The organism is Allocoleopsis sp., assembly GCF_036703385.1.
GTDB lineage: Bacteria > Cyanobacteriota > Cyanobacteriia > Cyanobacteriales > Coleofasciculaceae > Allocoleopsis.
Genome location: NZ_DATNPA010000518.1, coordinates 1 through 3,014, shown reverse-complemented (window position 1 = coordinate 3,014; position 3,014 = coordinate 1). Strand labels below are relative to the sequence as shown.

The window sequence follows — 3,014 nt, the reverse complement described above, 5'->3', positions numbered from 1 at the left end:
CTGTATAAAATTAACCGATAGAAGCGAAAAGTAAATAATAAGTAGCAGATGTTTTTAGATTTAGAAGACCTGATTGATTTAGTCCACTACTTTTATCCACCCCTTATTCAAGCCCTGATAAACCTTTTCTACTAGGTTTTTCTCTTCTAGCGATAGAGCTTTTTTAGAGAGGAGAGCTGACATAAATAAATGTTGGTCGAGCCGAGTAATTTTGCGAAGACACATTATGCGATTAGCAAGGTGTTCAACGGGGAATTTCGGGAAGCAAATTTCAGCTTGTCTCATAATTCCTTGTGTAAAAGCTCTGTAATTCTACTATCCGATAAATCACCTAGATCTTCAGTGATCGGGAGTTTTAGCTCCTGTGATGCGCCCATGAAACCAAATGTGACAGACACTCTGTCACCCTGTGATGTGAATCACTCACTGAGAATTATCTAGAATTTTAACAGCATTTCTCTGGTTACGTAGTGCTACGGCGATAATTACAATATTAATTCAGATTTGGCATCAGTCTTAAGTATTACCCACAGTCCCCCCCTGAACTAAAGTATTCCTGCGGAGAACGCTGACGCTCCTTACGTCGCTACCGCTTTGCTAACGCGAAGGGCGTCATAGCTAAAGTCAGCTAAAGCTGACTCAATCAGGGTTTAAGTCCGTTGAAACGGACTTAATATCGATCTGTGTTTTCCAATATTTGGATGCCTGCAACTGGCTACATCTGATCAATTGCGGATTTCCGAGTTCTATGGAGACCTGTGGCACCAAGGGCTTCACCTCCAAGGCGGCAAGAATTTGGTCTCCTAAAGCTCGTGCTAGAAGTGGCGGTACTGCATTGCCTACTTGTCGAAAGCCATGCCATTTGGTGATGTGGAAGCGAAACCAGTCTGGAAATGAGTGCAGTCGCGCTGCCTCTCGCACGGAAATAACTCGTGGATACTCAGGATGAATAGGGCGAGGGGAGGTATAGGCACCTCGATCTGAACCGGTCCCAGCTCTTAGGGTATGGCAAGGTTTATGCCAATCAAGACGTCGCAATCGACTGATGGGTTCTAACTTCCCTGCGGGTGTCTCTTTAAAACGCTCAATGGATGTTTCCGTGTGCTGAGTTTGCATGGAACTGGTCAACAGCTGGGAATTCCACCAACGAGAATAGGCGAAATTCGTAAAATCGGAGGTCAAATTCCGAAGCTTTTGGACGTAGAGCGTTGCTTGTTCATGCATCTGGTCGATTTGTGCGGGTGTCAGTGGAATACAGTCTGTTTTGTGGAGTTCGGCAAAATCATCGAGGTTGGGTAAATCTGCGATCGCATCTTTTACCGTTATATATTCAGAGGGCGATCGCAGTTCTGGCTCAGGATAAGCAAGTTTGTTCAATCCAACCTGACTACCCAGTATGAATAACCGCCGCCGCTGCTGCGGGACGCCAAAATTCGCGGCATTCAACACCTGCACGGGTTCCGTTAATTCATACCCTGCGGCTTTAAACTCACTCATTAACCGCTCTAGGATATGGGAGTATTTTGCCATACGTAACCCCGGTACATTCTCCATCACAAAGTAGCGGGGTTGAAGTTCTTTCACCAAGCGGCAAAACTCAAACACAAGAGTGTTACGCACATCATCAATCTGGCGCTTGCCAATGGTCGAGAATCCCTGGCAAGGGGGACCACCAAACACTAAGTCAATGGGAACTTTCGAGAGACGATGACTACCTCGTCCACTCGTTTTCTCATTCTTCGCAGCCCACTCTCCTACAGCCTTCTGAATATCTTGACCTGACAATTGAGCGACATCTGCACATAAAACCTTAGTCTGGGGAAAGTTAAAGGCATGTACGCCTGCATGAATCGGGTCGTACTCAACCGCTACAGCCACATCAAACCCTGCCTGCTCAATCCCTAGGGAAAAGCCACCGGCACCGGCAAATAAATCAATTGCCACGGGTCGGCGTGAGGAATGCATGAGGCCATATCCATCGGGGACGGCGTAATCTTCGCAGGACAGTATCTCTATCGCTCATCTCCTGAATACCTTAGGGATATTCTGACCTGAGATTATCCCTCAAAGACACAAGCAAAAGATATTTTTTCTCATCCCTTGACACCCCTGTAGTATAAATGTAGTATAAACATAGGGTGTTCAGCAAAGAGCTTGAAATCCCTACAAGTTTTCTATCCCGCGCCCTAACGGATGAAGCTTACACACTATCCGGCTGTGAACCGGGAGGTTGTGGGTTCGATTCCCACCAGTTCCACTCTCATGGGACTGTAGCTCAAAGGTAGAGCGCCAAGTGAAATAGCTTTATTGACTTGCGCGGGATACCCATTCTTTGTCGCACTTCGCGCCCTGACGTAGAAAGCCTACATACTAGCCAAATGGAAAAGGCGCTTGACTCAAGATCAAGATTATGCAGGTTCAAATCCTGCGTATGAACAAACAGCTTTCTCAACTTGCGCGAAGTGCCCATTAATAAAACGCTTAGGGTAACCAGGCGACTGATTTATTAATTATTCATCTTTTATAGGAAGTGTAGGAGGGTAGCCATGTCTGTTAAGACTATGGAAATTCTTGAGCAGTTAAAATCTTTAACAATACTCGAAACAACTGAACTTGTTAAACAGATTGAAGAGACTTTTGGTGTTGATGCTTCAACAACTCGGTTCATATCTGGAATTCCTATTCAGCCAGAGATTGTGGTAGGTGATGAACCTCTAGAGACTGAGTTTGACGTAGTGCTAGAGGAAGTCCCTGCTGATAAGAAGATTGCGATTCTGAAGGTAGTACGGACTCTGACAGGTTTAGCATTGAAAGAAGCCAAAGACTTTGTGGAGTCAGCACCGAAAGTAGTGAAGGAAGCGATCGCACTCGATGCGGCTGAAGATATCAAGCAACAACTGGAAGCAGCAGGGGCGAAAGTTTCTCTCAACTAAGTTATGTGGCAGTTGTCCGCGCCCTAACTGAAAAAGCTTACATACATTGGCACTAGCTCGTTGTCGGTAGAGCATCATCTT

At 45.7% G+C, this 3,014-nt stretch carries 2 protein-coding genes and 2 tRNA genes; 3 read left to right on the top strand and 1 reads right to left on the bottom strand.

Going from position 1 to position 3,014, the window contains the following annotated elements; genetic code table 11:
• Positions 1-639 precede the first annotated feature (639 nt).
• Positions 640-1,965, bottom strand: a complete 1,326-nt coding sequence (locus V6C93_RS25210) for a DNA cytosine methyltransferase (RefSeq protein WP_333479420.1) — start codon at positions 1,963-1,965, stop codon at positions 640-642.
• Between the two features lie 226 nt (positions 1,966-2,191).
• Between V6C93_RS25210 and V6C93_RS25205 the strand changes: the two genes are divergently transcribed.
• From V6C93_RS25205 to rplL, 3 genes are all read left to right on the top strand, one after another.
• A tRNA-His gene (locus V6C93_RS25205) sits at positions 2,192-2,257 on the top strand.
• A gap of 107 nt (positions 2,258-2,364) precedes the next feature.
• A tRNA-Leu gene (locus V6C93_RS25200) sits at positions 2,365-2,434 on the top strand.
• Positions 2,435-2,546: 112 nt separating this feature from the next.
• Entirely contained in the window at positions 2,547-2,933 is a 387-nt protein-coding gene (gene rplL, locus V6C93_RS25195; RefSeq protein ID WP_333479419.1) for a 50S ribosomal protein L7/L12, read from the top strand.
• Positions 2,934-3,014: the final 81 nt, after the last annotated feature.

Coding starts and splice junctions, on each gene's coding strand:
- V6C93_RS25210 (WP_333479420.1), bottom strand. CDS start 1,965: ATGCATTCCTCACGCCGACCCGTGGCAATTGATTTATTTGCCGGTGCC.
- rplL (WP_333479419.1), top strand. CDS start 2,547: ATGTCTGTTAAGACTATGGAAATTCTTGAGCAGTTAAAATCTTTAACA.